This is a genomic window from Paraburkholderia sp. MM6662-R1, from assembly GCF_050436245.1.
GTDB classification, from domain to species: Bacteria; Pseudomonadota; Gammaproteobacteria; order Burkholderiales; family Burkholderiaceae; genus Paraburkholderia; species Paraburkholderia tuberum.
Genome location: NZ_JBNDLV010000004.1, coordinates 1,645,103 through 1,669,987, shown reverse-complemented (window position 1 = coordinate 1,669,987; position 24,885 = coordinate 1,645,103). Strand labels below are relative to the sequence as shown.

Here is a 24,885-nt window from a genome sequence, read left to right as displayed (position 1 = left end):
ATCACACGTGCAGCGGAATGAACCGGCGGCCGTTGTCGTACATGATCTTGCGCGTGTCTTCTTCCGAGAGCTCATTGCATGCTTCCGACGCGAAGTCCTTCGGTTCGGGCACGCCTTCCGCGTGCGGATAGTCGGAGCCCATCAACAGGAAGTCCGACGATCCCGTTTGAGCGATGATCTGGGCGATGTCGTCCTCCGGATACGCGACCACGAAGACATTTTCCTTGAAGATCTGGCTCGGGCGTTTCTTCAGCTGACCGCACGGCCAGTAGCCATTCTTCGCCATCCCCCGGCACTTGTCCATTTTGACCAGCAGGGAAGGCACCCATTCGGCACCGTTTTCGGCGCTGCACAGCTTGACCCGCGGGAAACGCTCGAAGAAGTTGTAGAAGATGAACGACGACAGCGTTTCCATGACCGGCCGCTCGCCGTAACCGTGCATCCAGACAAAGGCGGTCTGACGCTGGCGCGACTGCTGCACGGGCTCGCCCCACACCGCCATATGATCCTTCATGTAGATCGCTTCCGACACATGGAAGGTGACGCGCACGCCCGCTTCGTTGAGGACCGACCAGAACGGATCGAAGTACGGATCCGCAGGTGCACGGCCATTGAACGGCCCCATCGGCATCAGGATCACCCGCACACCGTTCGCAACCAGCCACCTGGCCTCGGCGACAGCCGCATCGAGATCGTCGAGCGTGACGACCGGCGTCGTGTAGATGCGGTCTTTGTAGTTGAAGCCCCAGTCGTCGAGCATCCACTGGTTATACGCATGCAACACCGCATTTGCCGCAACGGGCTCGTTGAGGTAGGAAATACACGCGACCATTTCGCCGATGTACATCGTGCAGGCTTCAACACCGAAATCGTCCATCTTCTTAAGGCGCGCGTCGCGGTTGAACATGTCCGGCGTCGGCGACACCCGCATATCGACGTTATCCTTGCCATCCTTCATCGCGCGCAGCCATTCATGCAGCTTGCCCGGCGGCGGAACGTGCCCCTCGGCCGAAGTGTAGCCCTCGCTGATTTCCACCTTCCGGTCGCCCACATACATGCAGCGGTTGCCGTCTGCCGTGACACGGCTGGTAAACGACCAGTCCTTCCTGAACTTCTCGGGCAAATGACGGTTGAACGCGTCCTCGACTTCGTAGAAGTGCGTGTCGGCGTCGTAGATCTTCCCTTGATACGTTTGCATGGTCTCGCTCCTGATTGTGGGGAGCGCTTCAGAACGTGCGCCCTTGAGAGAAGTATGGGGTCAAGCCATCGACCAAAAAACTCTCATATCGAACTCGAAAACGTCGATATCGATTTGATATCGGGCGGTGGCCTCGCGATCCTTGCGGTCGGCATCGAACTCTCCAAAAACATCAATACGAACGCCGTTCGTATATAAGTATAATCGAAACGAAGACACGCAACCGGAGACGTTTATGCAAGCCGAAGTACTCTCCCAGCCGGCACACCGAGCGCAACCCGTGGCGGGTCCACCGCGCGGGTTCACGATGGCGATCCTGCTTGCCGCGGTAGCGGCCTCGTCCGGCATCACCGTCATCTACACCGTGCTGGTCACGCTCTACAAGGCTTTTCCTGCATCGAACTCCGTGAGCTGGACCGTCACCGCGTACTGGCTCGGCTCGGCCGTCTTTGCCGCCGTGAGCGGGCGACTCGGCGACCTGTTGGGTTACCGCCGCATCCTGCTCGTGGTGATGTCGGTCGCTGCGGCCGGCGCAGTCGTGGCCGCATGCGCGACCGATGTCGGCATGCTCGTCGCGGGGTGTGCGATGCAATCGATCGCGGCAGGCATTACGCCACTCTCCATCGGGCTGGTCCGTGAGAATCTGCCACCCGCCAGGCTGCCTGCCGCGGTGGGGTTGATCAGTGCAGCAGGCATGGTGTCGGCGGGGCTGATCTACATCTGCGCGGGCGTTGTCGTGGATCACTATTCGTGGCAGGGCGGCTTCTGGTTGAAAGTCGCGCTTTGCGTCGTGGCCGTCGCGGCGTTACGCGCGTGGGCACCGCCGTCGCCACCGAATCCCGGCGTGCGGATCGACTATATTCGAGGTCTCGCGTTCGCTCCGGCACTTTGCGCCATCCTCTTCGCCGTGCAGCAAATCCGCACGTGGGGGCTCGGCGATCCGCGGCTGTGGGGCTTGATCGCTGGCGGGATGATCGTGCTCGGACTCTGGGCACGCCATCAACACGGGGCGCGTCATCCGCTCATCAATGTGCGTCTGCTGAAGACGCGCGAGGTCGTGTTGGCCAATGCATGCATGGCATTCCTCGCGGCAGGCGCCATGCAACTAGGACAGGTCTTCTCGCTGCTCGCCCAGCAACCTGCCGGCACGCACGCCGGATTCGGGTTGAGCGCGACGGCGGCCGGATTACTGATGTTCAGCGTCAACATCGTCGCGCTGGTCGCGAGCCCATGGAGCGGCCGGGTTGCGGCCCGCTACAAGGCCCGGCCCGCTGCCTTGATTGGCATGCTCATACTGGCCTTGGGCTGGGCCTCGCTGATCGTGCTTCATCGCAGCCTGCTGCTCTTCGTTCCAGGTGCGGTGCTGTGCTCGTTCGGCCTCGCCTTCGCAAGCACGGCGCTGTACAACCAGATCGTGGAAGCGACGCCTGCACATCAGACAGGCGAGGCAACGGGCATGCTCTACGTTTTCTTCTCGTGTTTCTTCGCGGTAGGCGCCCAGGCGGTATTTGCGCTGCTGCGCAGCGCGACGGCGGGACACGACGGTGCATCGTTTCCGGCCGAGAGTGGCTATGTTTCGGTATTCGTCTACATCGCCTGCAGTTCGATCGCCGGACTGCTGGTCGCCTTCCTGCTGCCGAAGCGTCGTACACACTGACGGTCGTTGCGACCGATCCGTGGCGCGCGGGTACGACGCTTCTTCGACCGCACCGCGACCGCGGCGCATTGAAGCACCCGCTTCACTGCGCCGCCGGCCGACTGGCGAGTCACTCCTCGTCTGCCTGACCCAACGCAGACGCCCGCTGGGCGACTCTGATCATGTTCTCTTCGAGCCGGTGACGTTCGCGGTCGAAGCGTTCGAGCGGCGCACCAATTGCCATCGCCGCGATGACATTGCCATTCGGTCCGAAGATCGGCGACGACACGCCGGCCGAATCCGGCAGTAGTTCACCGCGACTCACCGATAGGCCGCTTTCGAGGATGTGGTCGAGTTCGTCACGCAACGCCTTCTTCGTTGCGATCGTTTGCGGGGTGCGGCGCTCCAATTTGACCGTCTTCATGTAGTCGGTAACGAAAGCGTCCGGTGCATGGGCGAGCAGCACGCGGCCCGCAGCCGTGCAATAGAGCGGGCGACGCAAACCGATGTGCATTGAATAGCGCACCGATTGCTCGCTCTCGATCACGTCGACATAGGTGATCTCTTTGTGTTCGACGTCAAGGACACCGACATACACGGTTTCATTGGTGCTCTTCGAGAGATCCACCAGGAACGGGCGCAGTATCTTCGAAAAATTCCACGCGGCCATCACGCCTGCCGACAACCGGAAGATCGACGGTCCCAGGCGATAGCGGCCTACGTCGTGCATCAAGTACCCTTCCGCCACCAGAGGTCGCAGCAGATTGAGCAGGCTGCTCTTCGGTGACTCGAGAGCGACATTCAGTTCTGCTAGCGACATCCCGTCCGGAGACTTCGCCAGCACATCGAAAATTCCGAGGAGTCGGGTCAGCGAGCGCGGCCCGCTGACGTCCCGGTCCGCCGGCGCTGAGGTCTCTTTCAACATGATTTTCCCCATGAATTGACTGTATCGATTATACGTGAACTATTCACATAGTTTTACATCGATCAAAATTTGGCACACTTTTGCACCACCCGAATTCGGGAATACGCCAGGGCGCTCCCTCACACAGCTTGAGATATATTTGAACATCGTTCGCAAATCTGAAATGCAGAAGCATCATCTTCCAGACCATTTACGCAATACGCTCGCGCGTCGAACAGCAACATCAACCTTCACTTCTGGATTCACTCATGTACACGAAAAAACTGGCAGAAAAGGTCGCCATCGTGACCGGAGGCGGCCAAGGCGTTGGACTCGGCATCGCCCTTGCGCTTGCCACCGAGGGGGCGAGTCTGGTCCTCACTGGTCGCACGGAGGCCAAACTCACGCGGGCTGCTGAGGAACTGAGCGCCCTCGGTTCGCAAGTGCTGGTCGTGCCCGGCGATACGCGCAATCGCGCCGACGCCGTGCGGACGGTCGAGCTGGCCGTCGAGCGATTCGGACGTGTGGACGCACTCATCAACAATGCCCAAAGCAGCAACCCGGGGGTGCCGCTCGAATCCGTTACCGACGATGACTGGAGCAACACGCTCGAATCGGGCTTGTACGGCACGCTGTATTTCATGCAGGCCGCATTGCCGCGGATGAAGTCGCAGGGCCGCGGCGCCATCATCAACTTCGGCTCGCGCACCGGCATCGAAGGCCTCAAGGGATTCGGCGCGTACGCCGCAACCAAGGAGGGCATTCGTGGGCTCTCGCGTGTTGCCGCGCGCGAATGGGGCGTCTACGGCATTACCGTCAACGTCATTTGCCCGGCAGCGCTCACACCTGCCGCCGAAGCCTACCTCGAAGCCAATCCTCAGGAACGCACTCGCTATCTCTCTGAAATTGCGCTTGGCCGCTTCGGCGATCCTCAGCGCGATATTGGACGAACAGTTGCATTTCTATGTAGTGACGACGCTAATTTCATAACCGGGCAGACTATCAGTGTGGACGGCGGACAGTCAATGCTCTAGTGCGTCTGTTTGAACACGGTGCAACATATGAAACGTCCAGTTGCATTATCGCGAGCCTCGATCCGAGGAGTGAGCTTCCCGCCGGGCGCGTACCACGAAGCTTGAAGAGCGATCAGGCGTTTCTCCTCTCACACACTTCGCGAGAGCGTGTGCGCCCACGGCGGTGTACGCGTCGTCGGGATAGCTCGCGCCGGCGCCCGCGTTTCCGCGGGTATTCCGATGTGCATCAAAGAACCTCTGATTACATAAGCGTGATACGAAAATACCGACGAGGCCGCTACGGGATGCGGCAATCATTCAACCGTCGAACGAAAAGCGCGTCCAGGCAAGTTGCGCGTCGCAGGCTTTGCCCTTTCTATAGAATTTTCTTTTCGCGCAGGATATCGATATCCGACTGCGACATACTCAGCACATCACGCAGCACGTCGTCCGTATGTTGTCCGAGCATCGGCGGCGCCCCGTACGAATCGATAGGCGTGCCCGACATCTTGACCGGGTTGGCGACCATCCGAACCGCCTTATCCGTGAGCGGGTGCGCAACTTCGACGCACATCGCGCGTGCCTGCACATGCGGATCTGCGAACACCTGCTCCAGATTGTTGATCGGTCCGGCCGGCACCCCGGCGGCGTCGAGTGCTGCGAGCAGTTCATCGCTCTGCCATTGAAGGATCAGCGGCTCGAACACTTCGCCCAGCGCGCGACGATTCTTCACGCGCAGCGCAATCTCGCTGAATCGTGGATCGCTAGTGAGCTCGGGGTGCCCCAGAACGTTACACATCCGCGCATATTGCTCGTTGTTGCCCGCCACGATCATGATGTCGCGATCGGCGCAGCGGAACATGCGGGACGGCATACCACCGTTGCCCTCGGTACCGCGCCGAATGGGAATCTGGCCGGAAACGAGATACTGGCTTGCATAGTGCGATGTGGCAGCAATCACCGCGTCCAGCAACGCCAGGTCGATGTACTGCCCCTGCCCGGTACCGCCTTGCGCCGCGTCGCGATGATAAAGCGCTGCGATGATCGCCGAAGCGGCGTACTGACCACACAGGATGTCCGCAAGACTGGGCCCGGTTTTCATTGGGCCGCCGCCCGGCACGTCGTCGCCGTTTCCGGTCACGCTCATCAGGCCACCCATCGCCTGGAAAATCGAGTCGTAGCCGGGGCGCGGGCTATACGGTCCGGTCTGACCGAATCCGGTTATCGAACAGTAGATCAGGCGCGGATTGACCACCTTGAGGCTGTCGTAGTCGAGCCCGTAACGCTTGAGGTCGCCAACCTTATAGTTCTCGATCAACACGTCGCAGTGCGCCGCCAACGAGCGGATCAGCGCCTGGCCTTCGGCCGTGGAGATATCGCACGTGATCGACTTCTTGCCTCGGTTCGCGCTGATAAAAAACGTCGACTCGCGCGTGACCTTTCCCTCCCGATCCATCAGGAACGGGGGGCCGAATTGCCGCGAATCGTCGCCCTTGCCGGGACGCTCGACCTTGATGACCTCCGCGCCGAGATCCGCCAGCATCTGAGCCCCCCAAGGCCCGGCGAGAATACGGCTCAGGTCGAGTACGCGAACACCCGCCAACGCGCCTTTTGTCATAGCAAACGGTCCCCTTGAATTCACACCGGCTGCGCCGGAAGCCTTGCATCAGCGTCCGACGAACTTCGCCGTACGTTTTTCGATGAAGGACTGAACGCCTTCCTTCGCGTCTTTAGTGTTGTAGAGAAACTGCTGGGTCGACTGAATCGTCGCGTAAGCATCCTGCCAGCCTTGTCCCAGCGAAACGCGCGCGTTCTGCATCGTGGCCTGCACGGCTAGCGGTGCCTGCGCCGCGATTCGCTCGGCGATCGCGAGCGCCCGGTCGAACTCCTGCCCCGCAGGCACGACATCCTGCACGAAGTTCATGTGCCGTGCCTCGTCTGCGGTGAATTCGTCGCCGGTAAGCAGTACCTTCATTGCGTTGCCCCAGCCGGCTCGCTGCACCATGCGGAACGTCGCACCACAACCTGCCATGATCCCCCGCTTGACTTCAAGCTGGGAGAAACGGCAGTTGTCGGCCGCAACAGCCACTTCCGATGCAAGCATCAATTCGACCGCGACCGTGAAGCAGATTCCCTTCAGCGCAATGACGACCGGCTTGGTACGCAGCGGCGCGCGCAAGTTGAACGGATCGACCTCGCCTTCAGGAAGCAGCGGTTTCCCTTCGCGGCGCAACGGCGCGACCTTTGGCATGTCGAGCCCTGCCGTAAAGTGATCGCCTTCGGCGTATACCAGCCCGCAAAAAATATCGCTGCTCTTCTCGAGCTGCGTGTAAGCCATGGCAAGCTCTCCGAACATTTTCGGCGTGAAACCATTGCGCTTTTCCGGCCGGTCAATGCCCATCAAGAGCAGGTTCCCACGCTGCTCAACGCGAATCTGTCCGTCCTCGTGACGAGTGGTCATGCAGTGTCTCCTCGCGGTGTTTTCCGTTAGCAATTCTGACCTCGCGCTCAATTGACAAAGCGGGGTCACACATTCAGAATCATAAACGTCGTTCATAAAATTGGCAACGCACGATACGCTCCGACGCTGCCGCGCGGCGCACCGCAGACACACAAATCATCGGCGAGCAGGCCCCATCCGGGTCTAGGTGTTCACCCTCATTCGTTCAAGGAAGAACCATGGCCTACGAGACGATCATCGTCGAAACGCACGGGAAAACCGGCTTGATCAGGTTGAACCGTCCGCAAGCCTACAACGCACTGAACAATCAGTTGATGGACGAGCTGACGGCGGCACTCGACGACCTCGAAACCGACCCTGCCATCGGCGCCATCGTGATGACCGGTAGCGAAAAGGCGTTCGCCGCCGGCGCCGACATCAAGATGATGAACGAATGGACGTACATGGACGTGTACAAGAATCAGTTCATCACGTCGAACTGGGAACGCACGTCGCGTTGCCGCAAGCCGGTCATCGCCGCGGTCGCGGGTCTTGCGTTAGGCGGAGGCTGCGAACTGGCCATGATGTGCGACTTCATTCTCGCCGCTGACAACGCCCGTTTCGCCCTGCCCGAAATCACGCTCGCGACCATTCCCGGCGCCGGCGGCACGCAGCGCCTTACGCGCGCGCTCGGCAAATCGAAGGCGATGGAAATGATCCTCACCGGCCGCGGGATGGACGCCATTGAAGCCGAACGATGCGGCCTCGTGAGCCGCATCGTGCCCGCCGACACGCTCGTCGAGGAAGCGCTGAAAACGGCCGACGAGATCGCGCGATACTCGCAACCCGTCGTAGCGATGGCCAAAGAGTGCGTCAACCGCGCCTACGAATCGAGCCTGGCAGAAGGCATCCTGTTCGAGCGGCGTATGGCGTATTCGACCTTCGCCACAGAAGATCGAAAGGAAGGCATGGCGGCCTTCGCCGAAAAGCGCAAACCCCAGTTTCGCGATTGTTGAATTGCTCAAAAGCGCCACGCTGTCGTGGCGAACAAAGCCCGCCAGGTCACGCGCGTCACGCGCATTTCTCTGGCACCCATACTTCCTATCCAGGCTACAGGCGCGCGATGAAACCGTATGTCAATCGCATTACTGAATTACTCGGCATTCAATATCCCATCATTCAAGGCGGCATGCGTTGGGTGGCGCGAGCCGAACTGGCGGCGGCCGTGGCCAATGCGGGCGGTCTCGGCTTCATCTCCGCGCACACCCATGCAAGCGCCGATGCACTCGCGCGCGAAATCGACAGGGTGCGTTCGCTCACCGACAAGCCCTTTGGAGTCAACCTGACCGTTCTCGGCGCCAATGTCGGTCTCGACTATGACGCGTATGTGCGCACGATCGTGTCTCAAGGCGTCCAGGTCGTCGAGACAGCAGGCAGCAATCCGGCGAAATACATCGCCGAGTTCAAGGCGCACGGCGTCAAGGTCGTGCACAAGTGCGTGACGGTTCGCCACGCGATGAAGGCCGAATCGCTCGGCGCGGACGCCGTCAGCATCGACGGGTTCGAATGCGCGGGGCACCCTGGCGAAGACGACATCCCTGGACTGATCCTGATTCCCGCCGCCGCCGACAAGCTGAAGGTGCCGATTCTCGCGTCCGGCGGCTTTGCCGATGGGCGCGGGCTGATGGCGGCTCTCGCGCTCGGCGCGGACGGCATCAACATGGGAACCCGATTCATGCTCACGCAGGAGTCCCCCGTCCACCCTGCGATCAAGCAACGGCTGCTGGAAGCGAGCGAGCGCGATACGGTGCTGGTTGGCCGCTCGATCGGCGATTCAAGCCGGGTGGTCAGGAACAGCGTGAGTCTCGCCGCGCTCGAACTCGAGCGCGCCGGCAACGTGACGCGCTCGGACCTCTACGCGCTGACCGGAGCACAGCGCTGGATGGACGCATTCGTGACAGGAGAAGTGGAAGGCGGCGCCTTCCCCGCCGGTATCGTGACCGGCCTCATTCACGACTTGCCGACCTGTGCGGAATTGATCGGTCGCATCGTGAAGGAAGCCGCCGCGATTGCGCAACGCCAGCTCGGCTTCGGCGCTGCTCTGGCATGAAACTGACCGGCCTTCGCGTCGTGGACCTGTCGCAATTCATGCCGGGTCCGTTCCTCGCCGCCAACCTCGCCGATCACGGCGCGCACGTCGTCAAGATCGAACCGGTCACCGGCGACCCCACCCGCGGCGCACCCTGCACCGACGGCGCGTTCTTCGCCGCGATCAACCGCGGCAAGCGCAGCATCGCGCTTGATCTGAAACATCCGGACGCACGCGAGGTCGCGCTCAAGCTGATGAACGAGGCCGACGTCGTGATCGAATCGTCGAGGCCGGGCGTGGCCGCTCGGCTTGGCATCGACTACGACACGATCAGCCGGACGAACCCGGGAGTCGTTTATTGTGCGATTACCGCATTCGGCCAAACCGGCCCGCTCTCTCATTTGCCCGCACACGATCCGGTAGTTCAATCGCTTGCAGGCACGCTGCCGCGCGATGGCCGGGGAATCCCAATTGCCACGGGACCATCGCTCGCTGCGCTGGCCGGTTCATTGACGGCGTTGTCCGCCGTGTTGATGGCGCTGCTGCGCGCGCGGGAAACGGGGCGCGGCGACTACATCGACATGGCGCTTTTCGATGCGGCGCTCACCTCGCAGCCGTATCTGAGCGGCCGCTTGCTCAACGCGCCGGACAGCCAATTGCGAGGGCCGACTGAAGGCGACAGCGGGCTCGCGTTGCTCGACACCTATGAGACCGCCGATTCGAAGTGGCTCTGCCTTGGCGGCCGGGAACACAGCTTTGCAACCAACCTGCTGACACCACTCGGCCGTCCGGATCTCGTCGCCGACGCGATCGGCCCAGCCGGTGAAGGCCAGATACGCGTCCGGGCGTGCCTGACGCAAATCTTCCTGACTCGCACACTCGATGAATGGCTCTGCTGGTTCGAAGGCCGAAACATCAGTGTGGCGCCGGTGCTCTCGCTCGCCGAAGCGCTCGACCATCCGCATGCGCACGAGCGCGGGATGGTCCAGACGGATCCGTCCGGACGCAACCACGTTGCAAGCCCGATTCACTTCCGTTTGGAGCCTGGGTCGCCACCGCTCGCCGTTCCACACCTTGGCGAACACACAGAACTCGTGCTGCGGAGCCTCGGCTACAGCGAAGAACGGATTGCGGAACTCGTCGCGACAGGCGCAGTACGGGGGCAGCACGACGAAGCCCAGGCCCTTGCGCAACCCGCCACCTGACGCAAACAACACCATGCCCTTACAGCTAGAGGCGGACGCCGTCGATTTCGCGTCCATCATCCGCCCCGGCGATACCGTCGCATGGGGCCAATCGAACGCAGAGCCCGTTGCGCTCACGCGCACTCTACTTCAGCAGCGGCACAGCATCGGCGCGTTCCGGGTCTTTCTCGGCGCCGGCAACTACGACACGTGCCGGCCTGAGCACGCGGACTGCATCGATTTCGTTTCGTACTGCGGGAGCGGCTCCAACCGCGCACTGGCCAAGGCTGGCGCGCTTGATATCCTGCCCTGCCATTATTCGCAGTTGCCAGAGATGATGGAGTCGGCTCAGCTATCGATCGACGTCCTGCTACTGCAGTTGGCGCCACCCGACGCGCACGGCCGCTACAGCTTGTCCGTCGCGCATGAGTATCTGATCCCGGCGCTCGAGCGCGCGCGCGTCATCATTGCGGAAGTCAACGAACAGGCACCCTGGACTTACGGCGAGCGATATCTTCGCGACGACGACCTCGACTTCATGGTCCCGACGTCGCGCGCTTTGCCCGAGAGTTCGCCCAGCGCCGTCAGCCCGACGGAGCTGGCGATTGCACGGCACACGGCCGGTTTGATCGAAGACGGCGCCACCATTCAAGTCGGCCTCGGCGCGATTCCAGAAGCGATCCTCGCTTGCCTCGGCGATCGGCGAGACCTTGGCATCCATTCCGGCACGATCGGCGACAAAGTCGCCGATCTGATGGAAAGCGGCGTGATCAACAATGCGCGCAAGACCATCGACACGGGCAAGACCATTGCTGGCGTGATGATGGGGGGTCGCCGCATACACGAGTTCGCGCATCGAAACGACGCCGTGCAGTTTCGTTCGACCCGCTACACGCACGATCCGAACGTGCTCGCAAGCATCGACCGCTTCGTCGCCATCAATTCGGCGGTCGAGGTCGATCTGAGTGGCCAGATCAACGCCGAAATTGCCGGTGGCGTGTATGTGGGCGCGGTGGGCGGCGCACTGGATTTCCTGCGCGGCGCGCGGCGCTCGCGTGGCGGCGTTCCTGTCATCGCATTGCCGTCCACAGCGGGCAAGGGCGCGACCCGCATCGTCGCGTCGTTGAACGGACCGGTCAGCACGCCGCGCAGCGACGCCGCCATCGTGGTGACCGAATACGGCGTGGCCGATCTGCGCGGCCTGACGCTGCGCCAAAGGCGCGAACGCATGCTGGCAATCGCCCATCCGGACCATCGCAGCGCTCTCGATCAGATGGCGGGCGTCCCGCCTTCCAATCGCTTAAGAAGCGCGACGCTCGTCGGCTGATTGCAACCGCACCCGAATCAGAACTTCAAACTTTGCAAGGAAACGTCCAATGAAACGCGCGGCAATTGTCTCCCCTGTACGAACGCCCGTCGGCACCTTTGGCGGTAGCCTGCGCGGCGTTTGCGTCGAAGATCTCGGCGCGCTCGTCGCGAATGAAACGATCCGGCGCGCAGGACTCGATCCCGCTCGCATCGACGACGTCGTCTTCGCGCAATCGTACGCGAACAGCGAAACACCTTGCGTGGGCCGCTGGATTGCGCTGCAGGCGGGCCTGCCCGTGGAGGTGCCGGGCATGCAGCTTGACCGACGTTGCGGCGGCGGCCTGCAGGCGCTCGTCACCGCCGCGATGATGGTGCAGACCGGCGCCGCCGACGTGGTGTTGGCCGGCGGCGTGGAAAGCATGAGCAATATCGAGTACTACAGCACGGACATGCGCTGGGGCGCACGGTCGGGCTCCGTCCAGTTTCACGACCGGCTCGCGCGGGGCCGCGAGCGCTCACAGCCGGAATCGCGCTTCGGCTTTATCTCCGGCATGATCGAGACCGCGGAAAATCTGGCCACCGACTATGGCATCAGCCGCGAGGCCGCCGACGAGTTCGCGCTGCGCAGCCATCAGCGCGCGGCCGCCGCATGGGAGTCCGGCCATATGGCCGAAGAGGTCGTGGCGGTCAGCGTTCCTCAGAAAAAAGGCCAGCCGCTTCTGTTTTCCAAAGATGAAGGATTCCGCGCCGACGCCAGCATGGCAAGCCTCGGCAAGCTTCGCGCGTTGATGCCGGGCGGCACAGTCACCGCAGGCAACTCCAGCCAGCAAAACGATGCCGCTGCCGCTTGCCTCGTCGTCGCGGAAGACCGCCTCGACGCGCTCGGACTCGAACCCATGGCCTGGCTGACCGGCTGGGCCGCAGCCGGATGCGAGCCATCACGCATGGGCATTGGGCCCGTGCCCGCAGTGCGGAAGCTGATGACGCGCATCGGGCTTACGCTCGAGCAGATGGATCTTGTCGAAGTAAACGAAGCATTCGCGTGTCAGGTGCTCGCAGTCCTCAAAGGCTGGAACTGGCACGATACCGACCGGCTCAACGTGAACGGCTCTGGCATATCGCTGGGCCACCCGATTGGCGCAACGGGCGTGCGCATCATGACAACGCTGTTGCACGAGCTGACGCGCCGGAAAGGACGTTATGCGCTCGAGACCATGTGCATCGGCGGTGGCCAGGGTATTGCCGCCGTGTTCGAGCGCGCCTGATCCTGAGCGATGAAGCGCACGGCCTTGCGCCGTGCGCGCGCCCGCACGCTCAGACCTCCACTTCGAACATCACGAAGTCGGCCTTGGTCGCACCGCACTCGGGGCATGCCCAGTCATCGGGGATGTCTTCCCAGCGAGTGCCAGGCGCGATGCCCTCCGCGGGAAGTCCCGCTGCTTCGTCGTAGTAAAAACCGCAAAAAATGCATTGCCACTTTTTCATGATCGTCGATGAGTCGTTGAGGGTGGGGATACTTCAGGGCGCTACGTCCCAGACGAGCGGCAGATAGAGCATGCCGTTGACGGAGCCCGAGCCGCATCGGGGCTTGTCGCCCTCGCGAATGCGAAAATCGGGAATGCGTTTGAGCCACTCCTGGAGAAAAACCTTGATCTCCGTACGCGCAAGGAACGACCCCGGGCAGCGATGCGGGCCGTTGCCGAACGCTGCGTGCAGCACTGGCTTGCGCGTCAGGTCGACGGCGAGCGGATCGCTGAACTTGCGCTCGTCGAGGCCAAACAGGGAGTTCGGCAATTGAATCTGGTCACCCTTCCTGAACTGGATGCCCTTGTATTCCATGTCCTGCGTGATGAGCCGCGCGGTGTTCGCCACGCCAAAGCGCCGGATCAGTTCGTCGACCGACGACACCATCAGATCGGGATTCTCGATCAGCTGCCTCCGGTGCGCCGGATTCTCCGCCAGAAAGCGCGCGATGAAACCCATCATCGACGCGACGGTATCGAGGCCGCCAAACAGCACGACGATAAACATCCCGAACATGCGCTCGGGGCTGATCGGCTTGCCGTCGATCTGCGCGTTGGCGATGAGGCTCACGAGATCGCCGCCCGCCTCTGCCTTGCGCTGCTCCACCCAGGTGGAGATATAGCCAATCAGCCGGTGCTGGGATTCGTTGCGCTGCTCGACGTTGCCGCGCACGGCCCATTCCGCCCATTCGAGCAATTGTGCTCGATCGCTCAACGGAAGATCGGCAAGACGCAGGAAAATCACGATCGGCAGGATCTTCGAGAACTCCGAGACGAACTCGCATTCGCCGCGTGGAGCGATTTCCTCCATCAGCTCGATTGCGAGGCTGCGCACGTCGCTTTCCAGCGAGGCGATAGCTTGCGGCAGGAAAGCGGGCGTAATCAGGTTGCGGTACGCGGTATGTTCGGGCGGATCAAGCTCGAGCGGCACGAGCTGCGTCTCGTTGAGCGGCGGGATGTTGACACTGCGATGCGAAAAATGGGTGTGGTCCTTCTGCATCGCCTCGATGTCTTCGCCGCGCGTGGCGATCCAATGGCCGCCATGGTACGGGGACCAGACGATATCGGGCCCGGTGTGCAGCGTCTTCCACGCCATATGAACATCGTCTTGCACGCCTGGCGGATTCATATAGTCGAAATCGACCACGAGTTCTCGCGGAACATGGTCCGGCACGGTCCAGTCTTTCGTAGGGTTCATCTCGCGTCTCCTATCATTTGGTCGTCTTCGAATGGATGAGTCGTCACACTTTGCATCAACGTGCCAGCGTTCATATTATGCAACGCCGTTCAGTTTTGATATTATACCGAAGCGAGCTTTTTTACATCAACGCCTATCGAACGGAGACAAGAGTGAGCGATTTCGTCAAGGACAAGGTGGTAGTGGTAACGGGTGCGGGTGCCGGCATCGGGCGCGATTTTGCGTTGCAATTCGCGGCGAACGGCGCAAAGGTCATCGTCAACGACCTGGGTCGCAACGCCGAATCCGGCCAGTTCGCCGCAGAGCGCGTCGTCGAAGAAATCAAGGAGGCCGGCGGGCAAGCGCTTGCCTCGACAGATAGCGTCGCCGAATGGAATTCCGCGCAGAAGATCGTGCAGGCCGCGCTGGATACGTTCGGCCGCATCGACTGTGTGGTCAACAACGCCGGCATCGTGCGTGACCGCATGTTCTTCAACATGAGCCTCGACGAGTGGAAGGCCGTAGTCGACGTGCATCTGAACGGGTCGTTTTTCGTGGCACGCGCGGCGGCTCCGCATTTCAAGGCACAAAACGGCGGCAGCTTCGTTCACATGACCTCCACCTCTGGTCTGATCGGCAACATCGGACAGGCCAACTACTCCGCCGCCAAAATGGGGGTCGTCGGTCTGTCGAAGTCGATTGCCCTCGACATGGCGAAATTCAACGTGCGCTCGAACTGCATTGCGCCGTGGGCATGGACCGCGATGACGGCCTCGATCCCCTCGGAGACGCCTGAGCAAAAAGCACGCGTCGAAATTCTCAAGCGCATGGAATCGCGCAAGATCGCGCCGCTCGCCGTCTACCTTGCGTCCGACCAGGCCGCAAAGGTTTCGGGTCAGATCTTCGGCGTGCGCGCCAACGAGATCTACTTCTTCAACCAGATCCGCATGATCCGCTCGCTGCATCGCGACGGCGGCTGGACGCCCGAAGCAATTGCCGAGCAGGTCATGCCGGCGTTCGAATCGAGCTTCTTCCCGAACGTGCCGTCCATGGCACTCACGCCCTGGGATCCGGTGTAAGCGATACCGTGTCACGCCCGCGCCACATGATGCGGTGGTGGCGCGGGCGGTGCGGCGTTCACCCGCCACACCACTCACCCTTCCTCTGAACCTCGCACGCTTTCAGACAAGCCGACGATGCGTCTTGCCTTGAGCAATACCGGCAAGTCCACCATCCGTCCATCTACGGACACCGCCCCGCCTTCTGCCCGCTCATACGCGTCGACGATTCGCCGCGCCTTGGCAATTTCATTCGCACTCGGGCTGAACGCCGCATTGACCGCTGCAACCTGGCGCGGATGAATGCACAGCTTCCCGCCAAAGCCCAGCGATCGCGCCTTCGACGAGTCGTGCGCGAGCTGTCGTTCGTCATCGATTGCCACGCTAACGCCATCCACGGGAGACTGAATGCCCGCTACGCGGGAGGCCAGCACGATACGCGAACGCGCGAGCAACAACGCGTCCCATGAACCGTCACAATCCAGATCGAGCTCGAAGTCAACCGAGCCGAATATGAGTCGCTCGACGCCGGGCGTGCGCGCCACGTCCAGTGCGTTCCAGACGCCCTCGGCAGATTCGATGATCGGCAATATGGGTTTCGCCGTTGCCGCCGCGACAGCGGTCAAAGCAGCCGGGTTCTCTGCCTTGGGCAACACCACGCCATCGATACCATCGAACGCTGCTAGCGAGAGGTCCCGCTGGAACCACTGCGTCCCCGCGCCATTGATGCGCAAAAGTACCCGAACCGTCGATGCCAAAAATGTACGTACCGCGTCGGCAACATATGCACGCGCCGATGCTTTGTCCGCATCTGCAACAGCGTCCTCGAGGTCCACGATCACCGCATCGGCGCCTGCCGCGAGCGCCTTGGCGAATCGTTCAGGCTTGCTGCCCGGCACAAAAAGAAACGAACGCATAAAGTCTCCCATTCAGCGTCCGGTCCGGCTATGGCGACCCCGCCAGCGGACCGGCTCGACGATCAGATCAGAGTAGCCGTGGCTTCCATGCGCAACGATCCGTCGCTGCCGGCGATCCACAAGCTCACCTTGCTTTGGTCCGATTCGTGTTGCTTTCCGCAAACATAGAAAGGCGAAGTGTCCACCACCGGTTTGATCGCGCGGAACGAAAACGCTCCGACGCGCGCGCGCGGCAGCTCCGATCCGAGCGAGTCCATCAGTAGCGTGGCGAGCAGCGGGCCATGCACGACGAGTCCCTCGTATCCCTCTGCGCCGATCGCGTAAGACCGATCGTAGTGAATGCGATGACCATTCAACGTAAGCGCCGAGTAGCGAAACAGCAGCACCGGATCGGGATTGATCTCGCGTGCCCATTGAGCGCCCATCGGCGCGGCCTGGAATGCTGCCGGCTTTTCGCTGGCAGCCGGATGATCGCGATACACGATATCCTGGCGTTCGACGATCGCAAGGCCGGCAGCGTCGCTGATCTCGTGCTTGACCTTCACGAACACGAGATCGCCGGTACGTCCATGCTTGTGCGTAACACTCTCGATGCATGAAAGACGCGTGATCGCGCTACCCGCTTTCAGCGGCCGCAGAAACTCGAGTTGACTGCCCGCCCACATGCGGCGAGGCAAATCGACCGGCGGCAGAAAGCCGCCGCGTTTCGGATGACCGTCCGTCCCCACCATCGACTGGCGATGAACCGGCAGAAAATAAAGCCAGTGCCACAACGGCGGCAAGTCATCGCCACGTGCTGAAAGCGCGTCATCGTGGTCAAGCATGGCGCTGAGAGCCGCCATCGGCGTGGAGGTGACCTGGTCCTGCACTTCCTCAGTGCGCCCAGTCCATTGCTGCAAATACTCGATATCCATGCGCATCGTGCCAATCACTTCAGATCCAGTGCGTCGCGAATCGCCGCAGCGATCGGAAGCAGCGGATCTTCTTCCGGCGTGGCCGGGTTGAACAGCTTGTTATGGCAGATCGCGACGGCGAGCCCGGTATCCGGGTCCGCCCAGCCGATCGAATTGCCCTGCCCCGGATGGCACAAAGCGCGCGGTGAACGTGCCGCCGTCACCGGCGGATGGTTGCCGCCGAACCAGAAGCCACCGATCGTGATTGGAATCGGAAAGCCGAACATCACCGGGTCGGGTTCCTCGCTATTGGCGCGTGGCGTGTTCAGCGTGGCGACGAGCTCCTTGGAGAGGATCCTCACGCCGCCCAACTCGCCTCCGCATGCCAGCATTGCCCAGAAGCGCGCCTCGCTGCGTGCATTGAAGATCCCGCCAACGCCCGCCACTTCCGCGCGCCGCACGTCCGGGCGCTCGAACACTTGCGGCGCCAATGCGACCTGTTGCGGCATCGAGCGCAGGAACAGCGGCGGCAGGTATTCCGCGGGAACCGGCACCATTGCATCGGTGAGACGTGCGATGCGCGGCTCGACTTCGTCGGGAATGCCGATCCATAGATCGTCGATGCCGAGTGGCATTGCAATCTCCTCCCGGACAAAACGGCCCAGCGAGCGCTTCTTCGGATCGGCGCGCCGCACCAGTTCGCCAACGATCCAGCCGAACGTCATCGAGAGGTACAGCGTCTTCGTCCCCGGCTCCGCAAGCGGCTCAAGGTTGGCGATGGCGCTGGTCATCCACTGCCAGTCACACATCAGCTCCGGTGTGACGCCTTCGGGCATTTGCGGCACACACGCGCGATGAGTCAGCACATCGCGCACCGTCGTTTTCTGCTTGCCGTGGGCACCGTACTCTGGCCAGTAGCGCGTCACCGGCGCGTCGTATTCGATGAGCCCGCGGTCGGCCAGGATATGCAACGCGGTTGCTGCAACCGCCTTCGTCACCGAATACACATTGAACAGCGTTTCGCCGTCGACCAGACGGCCGGTGGACGGATCGGCCACGCCGCTCCATGCGTCGATCATCAGCTTGCCGTTCAGATAGGCCGCCACCTGCACGCCGACCTCACCGCCTTCCCGCGTGGCGCGGTCGAGCGCCTGCTGAACGATCGCGTTGCGCTCCGTTGATGCTTGCACTACCAAGGTCATATCGTGTCTCCGATTCGTGAACATTCGCGTTGACGGGCTACCTCTTGCCGGACTGCGCGGCAATGCCGGCCAGTCCTTCGAGCGCGAGCCCGTAGCCCAGTTCGTCGACCATGCGGCGCTTGAACGGCTGCGTGAAGACCGCGCGCGTGTATCGCAGCGTTTCGATCGGCTTCGCCGCGAGTTCGTGCGCCATTTGCCACGCACGTTCGAGCAAGGTGTCGTGCGCGACGACTTCGCCGACGACGCCGAGCTCCCACGCGCGCTGCGCCGTGATGCGCTCGCCGCTGAGAAGAAAGTAGCGGGCGCGGTTGTGGCCAATCAGCATCGGCCAGACGATCTGCACGCCGTCCGCCGGCACGACGCCGTGAACGAAGTGCGCCTGGTCCGAGATTTCGGCGCGACTGGAGGCCAGCACGATATCCGACAGCACGAGCAACTCGGCATGAATGAGTGCCGGCCCGTTGATCGCGCCGATAACCGGAACCGGAATGTCCAGCAGTTGCATCAGCAGGTCCTGCCCCTCGCGCTGCAGGCGCGGCCAGACTTGCACAAGCGGCTCCGCCGGCAACTCGGCGTCATTCATCGCGTCGCAGAACGAATCGCCGGTACCGGTCAGGATGACTACGCGATTATCGAGGTCGCGTGCGATCTGGTAGAACGCCTCGCCTAGCTGGCTGTGAATGCTGCGATCGAGCGCGCCCCACTTGAGCGGGCCGCCATCGGTATGCAGGCGCACTTGCAAAACACCGTCGCGTCGCTCGAAGTCGATGTTCGTAAAGCGCCCACTGTAGTCTTCAAGGCGGCTCATCGCGCGTCCTCCAGGATCAGGCCGGCGGCGCGCCATGCCATCGCCATCATGGGGCCATTCGTGTTGCCGGAGATCATCGTGGGTGTTACGGAGAGATCCATCACGCGCAGGCGTTCGACACCGCGCACGCGCAGCCGCGAATCGAGCACGGCAAGCGTGTCCGATCCCATCTTGCAGGTACCGCAAGCGTGATATCCGGATTGGCCTTCACGCCGGTAGAGGTCGAGAATCTCGTCATCGGTCTGGACGGCGGGGCCTGGGCGTGTCTCCCCTGCCAGCAGGCTGGCAAGCGGCTCGGCGGCCAGCACGCTGCGCATGAACCGGAATGCGTTGACAGCCGTCTGCCGGTCGTACGGATCGGCAAGGTAGTTCGCGACGACTTCGGGCGGCACGCGGGGGTCCGCGGACTGGATCCTGACGTGCCCTTCGCTGCGCGGGCGCAGCGGGTAGCTGAAGAGCTGCATGCCTGGGAACGACTCGAACGCGTAACCGGCCGCGCCGAAATCCATCGAGTACGGCGCCATCATCAGTTGAACATCGGGACGCATCGCATCCGCCGCGGTCTTGACGAAGCCGCCCACCTGGTACGAGCCGCGCGACATCACGCCACGGCGGAACAGCAGATACTGCATCGCGTTGCGCCATAAGCGCATGCCGCTGAACTGCCGGTTCTGCGAATCGCGCCAGTGCCGCAGGCGGGCCTGCAGCATATATAGATAGTGCTCGCGCAGGTTCCGTCCGACCCCCGGACTCGCCGCCACGACAGGAATGCCAAGCGACCGCAGATGGCCGGGATCGCCAACGCCCGACAACTGCAAAAGCCGCGGCGACTCGATCGCGCCCGCCGAGAGCACCACCTCGCGACGCGCACGGTAAGCGATCTGCTGCCCCGCGCTTTCGCCCTGCACGCCGACGGCGCGCGTGCCGTCGAACACGATTCGCGCGGCTTGCGTGCCGGTAGCGACTGTGAGGTTCTTGCGCGCCCTCGCAGGCTTCAGGAAGGCTTCGGCCGAGCTTTGCCGACGACCGTTGCGTATCGTATAGATCAGATAGGCCACGCCCTCATGATCGAGCCTGTTGATATCTTCCACGCGCCGCACGCCGAGCGACCGGCACGCTTCGAGTACGGCCTCGCCGATTCGATTGCGCTGCGCGTACGGTGACACTTTCAGCGGGCCGCCCTCTCCACGCAGCTCATCGGCGCCGAGCGCGTGATCTTCGATGCGCCGGAAGCAAGGCGCCAGGTTCTGCCAGCTCCAGCCCTCGACACCCAGTTCGGCCCATCCGTCGTAGTCCTCGGGATGACCTCGCATATACACCATGCCGTTGATGCTGCTGGAACCGCCGAGCATCTTGCCGCGAAGCCAGATTTCGTTGCGATGCCCGTTGCCGTGATCGGGCTGCACCGGAATGAACCAGGCATGAGCCGGGTCGCCCAGCAGCTTGCCAAAGCCTTTTGGCATCCGGATCAACGGATTGCGATCTTCCGGACCTGCCTCGATGAGTAGCACGGTATGGTGCCCGCTCTCCGAAAGACGATTGGCTAGCACGCAACCCGCCGCACCCGCGCCAATCACGATAAAGTCAAACTCGGTCATCTATGCGTTCTCCACCGTCCGTGCAGACCAGCGAACCTTGTTAGCCAAAGATGACGGGAATCGAATGCGGAACGCGCATCATGATCCCGTTGATCGGTGGAGCTGGCGCGGCCGGATCGAGCCGAAGTTTGGGCAGGCGATCGAGAATCGCGTTGAGCGCGCGCGTCATTTCCACGCGCGCAAGGTGCTGGCCGATGCACACGTGCGGGCCATAGGCGAATGCAAAGTGCCGGTGACCCGCCTTGCGATAGATGTCGAACCTGTCCGGATCGGCGAAACGGCTGGGGTCGCGATTGGCGCTGCCCGCCACCACGTCGAGAAATGCGCCGGCAGGAATCTCGACACCGCCGAGCGTGACATCACGCGTCGCCATACGCGACTGCATCAGCACGGGGCCGTCCCAGCGCAGAGCCTCTTCGATCGCCGCCGCGACCAGCGTGCGATCCTGGCGCACCGCTTCGAGCTGTACCGGATCGCGCAGCAACGCAAGCAACAGTACGCTGGTCGCGCGATAGGTCGTGTCGCCGCCCGCATTCACCAGCTGGCGAAGAAACGAAATGACGACCTCGTCCGGTAGCCGCTCGCCGTCCACCTCCGCGGTGGCCAGCGAGCTCACCAGATCGTCGCCGGGATTACTGCGGCGCTCGTCGACGAGCCGCGCGAAATAGGTGCCCAGCTTCGTCGATGCCTCCACGCCATGCTCGACATCGATCGAAACCAGCGTCTGTGCGATGGCGAGCTTGTGAAAGATCTTTACGTCTTCCGGCGGCAATGCCAGTTGCCGATAGATGATGTTGAACGGGTAGTGAAGCGTGAACTCGTTGACGAGATCCGCATGTCCGCGATCCATGAACTTCGACATCAGCTCGCTCACCACCGGGTCGACCAGCGTATCGCCCCATGCCGCGACGGTGTGCGGCAAAAAGGCCTTCTGGAAGATGCGGCGGTAGCGCGGGTGCTCGGGCGCATCCATCGTCGAGATACTGCGCCCGAAGCTGATACCGAGATTGCGCTCGTAAGACTTGTTTGAAAACGTTGCCGGGTCGCCAAGCACCTTCGAGACTTCGTCGTATCCGAATACGGAATAGTGCGCGACATCGGACATGGTCAGGTCCGCCGCGCCGCCCATCAGCACACGGTAGTCACCTTCCTGAACCGCAGCCTGTTCCCGCAGTTCCGCAATGCGTGGATAAGGGTCCGCATCGGCACCGTAAGCGAGTGAATCCTCGAAAAAGGGGTTGAACTCAGGATCGTCGAAGTCCTCAAGTCGCAGCGCGCCGGCCATGGTTCCTGTCTCCGTTGATCGTTGGTTTGCAGGCACCTCTGCTTTTGCGCGAGGTACCAATAGTTGAACTATGTTCTACTTTGCACAAGTGTGCAAGATCGATTTATCATTCGCGGAAGGGGATGTTGCGCGCTTTCTGGCTCGCGCCCGCCATCAAAGGGAAACCATGCCGTCCAGCACTACGCACGCCGCCAGCAGACGGGCAACTGCCGACAATGAGCCGCGTGCCACGGCGCGCAGCACGACGCCAGAGCGCATTCTCGATACGGCCGAGCGGCTGTTCGCGATGCACGGCTACTTCGGCACGTCGATTCGCGACATCATGCAGAGCTGTGGCATGGAGCTGAGCCTCGCGCGGTACCACTTCGGCAGCAAAGACGCGCTGTTTCAGCAGGCGATCGGCCGTCGCGCCGCGGTGATCAGCCGGCAGGTGATCGAATCGCTCGAGGCCGAACTGGCACCGCTGCAAGGCAAGCGTCCCAACGCGGAAGCAATCGTGACCGCACTTTCCGCACCAGCCTTCGCGCATCTGAAGAGCGGCGATCCGGGGTGGCGAAATTACTTGCGCCTGCTGACCCAGATTGGCTGTCTTCTGGAGCGCCCCGATCTCACGGCGCCGTTTTATGACCAATACGCACCTGCGGCCGCGCGCTACCGTGACGCCTTCGCCAAGGCACTTCCCCGCGTCACGCGGGAGACCGTCGAACTGGTGCAGCATTTCGTCGAGTCCGTGTTTCATCTCGTGCTCAACGAGCTTTACGCGCAGGAAGCGCGCTCCGGAGCCAAGGCACTTACGACAGCACATATCGAGCGCATGCGCACCTATTTGATTCGTTTCGCGGTTGGCGGCATCGAGGCGATGGTCAGCTCCGGCTCGGCCCAACGGGGTTCATGAGCATTGACAGGCGCAGCGACCGTCGTTCACAATTTAGAACATTATTCAGACTTACTGTGGCCGCAGCGAGCCTGCGGCCGTGCGAGATGGAGTTAGCCTCATGACAGCTGGAGACGCAGAGAACATCGCGCTGATCGTCGGGGCGGGTCACGCAGCAGGAGAATGCGCGACCGCGATCCGAGAACAGGGATGGACGGGACGCATCGTGATGGTGGGAGAGGAACCGCATTTGCCCTACCAACGGCCGCCGCTCTCCAAGGCATTCCTGTCGGGCGAATCGACCGCCGAGCAGCTGTACCTGAAACCGCTGTCGACGTACGACAAAGCGCGTGTCGAGTTCATCCCGAACACGCGCGCGCAGCACATCGACCGTGACGCGAAACGGGTCACGCTGTCCAACGGCAGCGAAATCAGCTATACGAAACTGGTTCTGGCCACCGGCGGCCGCGCGCGGCGCCTCGCGTTGCCGGGTATCGAAGCGACCGAGAAGCTGCAGAATTTTCACTACCTTCGCACGCTCGATCACGTCGCGCGGATTCGAAACCAGTTTCATGCCGGCTCGCGCCTCGTGATCATCGGCGGTGGATATATCGGGCTGGAAGTGGCCGCCGTAGCCGTGAAGCGCGGCTTGCGCGTCACCGTGCTCGAAGCGTTGCCGCGCGTCCTCGCGCGCGTCACGGCTCCCGAGCTTTCCAGGTTCTACGAGGAAGTTCACCGCGAAGCCGGAGTCGACATCCGTACCAACGCGATCGTGAGTGGGTTCGAACTCGACGCATCCGGCGACGCCGTTGCCGCCGTGTGCTGCGCGGACGGCACGCGCGTCGCCGCGGATCTCGTCATCGTCGGCGTGGGACTGGAGCCCGCCACCGAACTCGCGCAAGCGGCCGGCCTTGCTGTCGACAACGGCATCATGGTCGACGAACACACGCGCACGTCCGACCCGGACATTTTTGCGGTCGGGGATTGCACCAACCACCCCAACCCTTCCCTTGGACGGCGCCTGCGTCTCGAGTCGGTCCCTAACGCGCTGGAGCAGGCCCGCACCGCCGCTGCGTCGTTGTGCGGCAAGGAGCGTGTCTACAACAGCGTGCCGTGGTTCTGGTCCGACCAATACGATCTGAAGCTCAAGATGGTCGGCTTGTCCTTCGGCTACGACGAGTTCGTCCTGCGCGGCGATCCCAAAGCCCGCTCTTTCTCGGCGTTTTATCTCAAGGACGGCGTCATGCTCGCGGCCGATACGGTCAGCCGTGTACCCGAATTCGTGCTGGCCAAGCGTTTCGTTGCCGAGAAAATTCCGGTCCGCGCCGCCGATCTCGCCAACGAATCGATCCCGTTGAAAAGTCTGCTTCCCTAGTCCAATTCATTTTTCGGAGGTTCACAAGCCATGCCGCTCATTCGATTCATCCAGCCGGACGGCAGCGAGGCCGCCGTAAGCGCCAACGTTGGCGATTCAGTCATGCAAACAGCGGTGAACAATCAGATCCCAGGCATTCTCGGCGATTGCGGCGGCAGCTGCAGCTGCGCAACCTGTCACGCGTATGTCGACGACGCCTGGAGCAGCCACATGCCAGCGGCGGAATCCTATGAAGTCGACATGCTCACCTGCGCGATGGACGTGCGCGAAAACAGCCGTCTGACATGCCAGATCTTCATGACGCCGGAACTGGACGGGCTGGTGGTGCGTCTGCCCGATCTGACGGCGTAAGCGCGAGGAGCAGGGAGGCCTGCCGCACGACGTCGATCTCCACGATGCGGAA

General features: G+C 62.2%; 23 protein-coding genes. 11 read left to right on the top strand and 12 right to left on the bottom strand.

What is annotated here, in order from left to right; all coding sequences use genetic code 11:
- Position 1 precedes the first annotated feature (1 nt).
- The gene (locus OKW39_RS37575; protein WP_184050312.1) at positions 2-1,198 is read right to left on the bottom strand and encodes an amidohydrolase family protein; all 1,197 of its coding nucleotides are present in this window, start codon (positions 1,196-1,198) and stop codon (positions 2-4) included.
- A 235-nt stretch (positions 1,199-1,433) separates the two neighbouring features.
- Here OKW39_RS37575 and OKW39_RS37570 point away from each other — a divergent pair, with 235 nt between their 5' ends.
- Positions 1,434-2,855 (top strand): MFS transporter, encoded by a 1,422-nt coding sequence (locus tag OKW39_RS37570; RefSeq protein WP_429564945.1) that lies wholly within the window; start codon positions 1,434-1,436, stop codon positions 2,853-2,855.
- 109 nt (positions 2,856-2,964) lie between these two features.
- Here OKW39_RS37570 and OKW39_RS37565 read toward each other — a convergent pair whose 3' ends face one another.
- Positions 2,965-3,759, bottom strand: coding sequence for an IclR family transcriptional regulator (locus tag OKW39_RS37565; protein ID WP_429334420.1), 795 nt, complete (start codon positions 3,757-3,759; stop codon positions 2,965-2,967).
- 248 nt (positions 3,760-4,007) lie between these two features.
- On the opposite strand from OKW39_RS37565, the gene OKW39_RS37560 reads away from it, so the two are divergent.
- A complete protein-coding gene (locus tag OKW39_RS37560; protein WP_429334421.1) occupies positions 4,008-4,772 on the top strand; it encodes an SDR family NAD(P)-dependent oxidoreductase in 765 nt (254 codons plus the stop codon).
- 355 nt (positions 4,773-5,127) lie between these two features.
- Here the strand turns inward: OKW39_RS37560 and OKW39_RS37555 are convergent, their stop codons facing one another.
- Together OKW39_RS37555 and OKW39_RS37550 are read right to left on the bottom strand one after the other, a co-directional pair.
- The gene (locus OKW39_RS37555; protein ID WP_429564944.1) at positions 5,128-6,369 is read right to left on the bottom strand and encodes a CaiB/BaiF CoA transferase family protein; all 1,242 of its coding nucleotides are present in this window, start codon (positions 6,367-6,369) and stop codon (positions 5,128-5,130) included.
- A 48-nt stretch (positions 6,370-6,417) separates the two neighbouring features.
- Positions 6,418-7,212: a crotonase/enoyl-CoA hydratase family protein gene (locus OKW39_RS37550; protein WP_429565490.1), complete on the bottom strand. Its 795-nt coding sequence runs from the start codon at positions 7,210-7,212 to the stop codon at positions 6,418-6,420.
- Between the two features lie 218 nt (positions 7,213-7,430).
- Between OKW39_RS37550 and OKW39_RS37545 the strand changes: the two genes are divergently transcribed.
- The 5 genes from OKW39_RS37545 to OKW39_RS37525 all read left to right on the top strand — a co-directional run bounded on the left by OKW39_RS37545 (position 7,431) and on the right by OKW39_RS37525 (position 13,037).
- Positions 7,431-8,207, top strand: coding sequence for an enoyl-CoA hydratase (locus tag OKW39_RS37545; protein WP_429564943.1), 777 nt, complete (start codon positions 7,431-7,433; stop codon positions 8,205-8,207).
- Positions 8,208-8,314: 107 nt separating this feature from the next.
- Positions 8,315-9,301: an NAD(P)H-dependent flavin oxidoreductase gene (locus OKW39_RS37540; RefSeq protein ID WP_429564942.1), complete on the top strand. Its 987-nt coding sequence runs from the start codon at positions 8,315-8,317 to the stop codon at positions 9,299-9,301.
- Positions 9,298-10,485 (top strand): CaiB/BaiF CoA transferase family protein, encoded by a 1,188-nt coding sequence (locus tag OKW39_RS37535; protein WP_429564941.1) that lies wholly within the window; start codon positions 9,298-9,300, stop codon positions 10,483-10,485. Before OKW39_RS37540 ends, OKW39_RS37535 begins: the two co-directional genes overlap by 4 nt.
- Before the next feature lie 13 nt (positions 10,486-10,498).
- Positions 10,499-11,791: an acetyl-CoA hydrolase/transferase family protein gene (locus tag OKW39_RS37530; RefSeq protein ID WP_429564940.1), complete on the top strand. Its 1,293-nt coding sequence runs from the start codon at positions 10,499-10,501 to the stop codon at positions 11,789-11,791.
- Positions 11,792-11,840: 49 nt separating this feature from the next.
- Positions 11,841-13,037 carry an acetyl-CoA C-acetyltransferase gene (locus OKW39_RS37525; protein ID WP_429564939.1) on the top strand — a complete coding sequence of 399 codons (1,197 nt, stop codon included), beginning with the start codon at positions 11,841-11,843 and terminating at the stop codon, positions 13,035-13,037.
- A gap of 49 nt (positions 13,038-13,086) precedes the next feature.
- Here the strand turns inward: OKW39_RS37525 and OKW39_RS37520 are convergent, their stop codons facing one another.
- Together OKW39_RS37520 and OKW39_RS37515 are read right to left on the bottom strand one after the other, a co-directional pair.
- Positions 13,087-13,257, bottom strand: a complete 171-nt coding sequence (locus tag OKW39_RS37520; RefSeq protein WP_429364992.1) for a rubredoxin — start codon at positions 13,255-13,257, stop codon at positions 13,087-13,089.
- Between the two features lie 33 nt (positions 13,258-13,290).
- On the bottom strand, positions 13,291-14,493 hold the full coding sequence (locus OKW39_RS37515; protein ID WP_429564938.1) for a cytochrome P450: 1,203 nt from the start codon (positions 14,491-14,493) through the stop codon (positions 13,291-13,293).
- Positions 14,494-14,645: 152 nt separating this feature from the next.
- Here OKW39_RS37515 and OKW39_RS37510 point away from each other — a divergent pair, with 152 nt between their 5' ends.
- On the top strand, positions 14,646-15,551 hold the full coding sequence (locus OKW39_RS37510; protein WP_429564937.1) for an SDR family NAD(P)-dependent oxidoreductase: 906 nt from the start codon (positions 14,646-14,648) through the stop codon (positions 15,549-15,551).
- A 74-nt stretch (positions 15,552-15,625) separates the two neighbouring features.
- On the opposite strand, the gene OKW39_RS37505 is transcribed toward OKW39_RS37510, so the two are convergent.
- The 6 genes from OKW39_RS37505 to OKW39_RS37480 form a co-directional block, all read right to left on the bottom strand.
- Positions 15,626-16,447, bottom strand: coding sequence for an HpcH/HpaI aldolase/citrate lyase family protein (locus OKW39_RS37505; RefSeq protein WP_429564936.1), 822 nt, complete (start codon positions 16,445-16,447; stop codon positions 15,626-15,628).
- A 62-nt stretch (positions 16,448-16,509) separates the two neighbouring features.
- Entirely contained in the window at positions 16,510-17,367 is an 858-nt protein-coding gene (locus OKW39_RS37500) for an FAS1-like dehydratase domain-containing protein (RefSeq protein WP_429565489.1), read from the bottom strand.
- An 8-nt stretch (positions 17,368-17,375) separates the two neighbouring features.
- Positions 17,376-18,542 carry a serine hydrolase domain-containing protein gene (locus OKW39_RS37495; RefSeq protein ID WP_429564935.1) on the bottom strand — a complete coding sequence of 389 codons (1,167 nt, stop codon included), beginning with the start codon at positions 18,540-18,542 and terminating at the stop codon, positions 17,376-17,378.
- 37 nt (positions 18,543-18,579) lie between these two features.
- Complete coding sequence (locus OKW39_RS37490; protein WP_429555650.1) at positions 18,580-19,350, bottom strand: enoyl-CoA hydratase/isomerase family protein; 771 nt, start codon at positions 19,348-19,350, stop codon at positions 18,580-18,582.
- Positions 19,347-20,948 carry a GMC family oxidoreductase gene (locus OKW39_RS37485; protein WP_429564934.1) on the bottom strand — a complete coding sequence of 534 codons (1,602 nt, stop codon included), beginning with the start codon at positions 20,946-20,948 and terminating at the stop codon, positions 19,347-19,349. The genes OKW39_RS37490 and OKW39_RS37485 overlap by 4 nt, the downstream gene beginning before the upstream one ends.
- 40 nt (positions 20,949-20,988) lie before the next feature.
- Entirely contained in the window at positions 20,989-22,233 is a 1,245-nt protein-coding gene (locus OKW39_RS37480; protein ID WP_429564933.1) for a cytochrome P450, read from the bottom strand.
- A gap of 88 nt (positions 22,234-22,321) precedes the next feature.
- Here OKW39_RS37480 and OKW39_RS37475 point away from each other — a divergent pair, with 88 nt between their 5' ends.
- The 3 genes from OKW39_RS37475 (at position 22,322) to OKW39_RS37465 (ending at position 24,833) form a co-directional block, all read left to right on the top strand.
- The gene (locus tag OKW39_RS37475) at positions 22,322-23,128 is read left to right on the top strand and encodes a TetR/AcrR family transcriptional regulator (RefSeq protein WP_429564932.1); all 807 of its coding nucleotides are present in this window, start codon (positions 22,322-22,324) and stop codon (positions 23,126-23,128) included.
- A gap of 100 nt (positions 23,129-23,228) precedes the next feature.
- Positions 23,229-24,482 (top strand): NAD(P)/FAD-dependent oxidoreductase, encoded by a 1,254-nt coding sequence (locus OKW39_RS37470; RefSeq protein WP_429334436.1) that lies wholly within the window; start codon positions 23,229-23,231, stop codon positions 24,480-24,482.
- A gap of 30 nt (positions 24,483-24,512) precedes the next feature.
- On the top strand, positions 24,513-24,833 hold the full coding sequence (locus tag OKW39_RS37465) for a 2Fe-2S iron-sulfur cluster-binding protein (RefSeq protein WP_184050275.1): 321 nt from the start codon (positions 24,513-24,515) through the stop codon (positions 24,831-24,833).
- Positions 24,834-24,885 lie beyond the last annotated feature (52 nt).